The sequence below is a fragment of the Stenotrophomonas sp. 05L44_2 genome, assembly GCF_056665995.1.
On sequence record NZ_JBFTNR010000675.1, the window covers coordinates 1 to 2,272 of the forward strand.

Sequence of the window (2,272 nt, forward strand, 5' to 3'; positions counted from 1 at the left end):
ACCTTTGCCTGCCCCATGTGCGTCGCCGATCGGCAGCGATTTTCGATCCTTTCGGCGCTCGCGCGCCGGCCGAAAAAGCTCTGTCGAGGCTGTGGGATCGTGCTTCGTTCACGCCCATCAATGGGCGTGTATCTTCTGTTCTTGCTATATACGCAATTCATCGGGCTGATCGCGGACTTTCCGCTGATATGGGCCTACATGGAGCAGCAATGGATGGCGATGCCGCGCTCTGTGTAGCTGCGCTTCTGCTATGCCACGTACCAGCGATGGTGATACATGCGCGAGGAACCGCTGTGACAAGGTGAAGCCAGATCGAAGCTACGCCCGTGCCAAGATGAAGGCGTCCAAGCATGATCCTTGAGTTCAACGCATTGCCCTGGTCGGACGCCACCTTGGTTGCGGTGTCCGTTGACCGCAGCAATCCGGGCAACCAGGATGAAGTAGTGGTCCACGTGCGCTGGCCCGACGGGCGCAATGCGCGGGTGGTGTTCCTTGAATGCCGCGGCGCACGATTGGCGCTCAACTTCGGTGTCCTGGGTGAGGACACGATCGACCGCGCATATGTCGATGAGGACAGCAAGCTACTGGCCGATGGCAGACGGCGCTGGGCGGCCTCGGGTGTGTTGCTGCCAAGGCTTCAGTGCTTCCGCATCGAAACCTGCACCACTGCCAGCTCACTCGACATCCTGGCCCTGGGCTGGCGGATAGACTCGCAGTGACGTCCGGTGTGGAAAATTAGGAGTGGCATGGCATGCATGAGACGCACCGTGGCCGGGTATCGGCGAGTGATTCCGTTCGGGTGGGTCCGCCCACCAGCGGGCATCTGGCCGCTCTGTGGCGCGGCAAGCGCAGGGAGATTCCAGGTGCCCCAGCAAGGGACATCATCAAAGGGCCGGTGGCTGGCATCTTGCGCGCAGCGCTGCTGGTCTTGCCAATGCTGGGCGGGTGCAGCATCAACAAATTTCAACGTTCAGAATGGAGCTCGGACTGGGTAGATGTTTCATCCGACGCGATCTTCCCTGGCAATTCAACGACTCTGCCGCTTGACCGCATTTCCACGCTTGATGCGGATAGTGAAGCCGCCATAGCGGAGTGGATGTTGAAGAACTCACTGGTCGCAGTATCGGCATCAGAGGTTGAAGGGAAGATCGGATCATTGCCGTTGAGTGGCCTGAAGCCAGCCCCCGGGGAGAGCGTCTATCTCGTCAGGACCGCTTCGGATGAAGGTAATGGCACGTTCATCGGCTACGTCAACGACAAGGGACTTCTCATCATGTATGGGGTCATGGGGGGCTGCGGCGAGCAGAAGCACCGGGTGGTTGCTGTGAGCCTGCGGGAGAAGCCCGCCAACGTGTTCGGCAGATGCTCGGCGGCGCTGTAGTGCGCTGAAGAGTCGAGCGGCGGTCTGCCACCGTCCCTGGGCGCGCTGGTTCCACATGTGTGATGTCAGCATTCCGTCCGGCAGCGATACCGCATTCCCCACCTCACGGCCGCGTTGTCGGCGGTGCTGGAGGCGGTGCCATCGGCCGCTGAGGCCGCGTGGAGATCCCAAAACTATTCCCCATCCTCTGCTGGGCGGCAGCCCGATGGGCCAGACCGAGCGCGGTTGGCGCCTGCCGCACCCGCTGCTCGGACGCCGGCATCTCAGGCATGGGCTTGCGCGAGGCGGGCATCAACCGTTCGCTCATGCAGGCGTAGTCGGGGATGCGTTCGCCGTTGACCTCCAGTTCGATACAAGCAGCGTCGGCGGCCGTGAGCGCGGGCGCGGTCCTAGGCGCAGCCTTTGCCGGGCCGCCCCACGCGTGCGGCGGTAGCAGCAGAAAGACGCCCGTAGCAAGCCAGCGCAAGAGATGCATGGGTGTCACCAAGTTGCAATGAAGCCGACCTAACGTGACCGGCTTGGCGTTGTGATGCTGGCGTGTCTTGCATGCAGTTTGATGACACCGGAGCGCAGGACGGGGGGCCGGCAATGCGGGCGGGAAGGCGTGATCGCTGCATCCGCGGCGTTGCCTGGCTATTGTGCATCGCATGGATGCTGGCGCCGACGCTGCTGGCCTGGGCCGGCGCGGGCGCTGCGCCCGAGGGGGCTACCCACCTGTTCGACATTCCAGCCCAACCGTTGCCACAGGCGTTGCAGGTGTATGGGGAGACCACAGGGGTGGCGGTACTGATTGATGCCCGCATGCTGGGCGGCCTGCGCTCGACGGCAGTCAGTGGACGCCATGCGCCATTGCCGGCGCTGCAGATGCTGCTGCAGGGCACGGGCCTGGCC

At 63.2% G+C, this 2,272-nt stretch carries 3 protein-coding genes and 1 pseudogene; all 4 read left to right on the plus strand.

The annotated features are described in order from the left end of the window. A pseudogene (locus AC1VAN_RS19095) lies at positions 1-237 on the plus strand (hypothetical protein); the annotation flags it as partial. A 113-nt stretch (positions 238-350) separates the two neighbouring features. Continuing rightward, positions 351-719 (plus strand): hypothetical protein, encoded by a 369-nt coding sequence (locus tag AC1VAN_RS19100; protein ID WP_282279539.1) that lies wholly within the window; start codon positions 351-353, stop codon positions 717-719. 32 nt (positions 720-751) lie between these two features. Beyond that, positions 752-1,381 carry a hypothetical protein gene (locus AC1VAN_RS19105; protein WP_235189971.1) on the plus strand — a complete coding sequence of 210 codons (630 nt, stop codon included), beginning with the start codon at positions 752-754 and terminating at the stop codon, positions 1,379-1,381. 546 nt (positions 1,382-1,927) lie between these two features. Further along, positions 1,928-2,272, plus strand: a 345-nt coding sequence (locus AC1VAN_RS19110) for an STN domain-containing protein (protein ID WP_480986470.1), incomplete at its 3' end; no start/stop codon positions are given.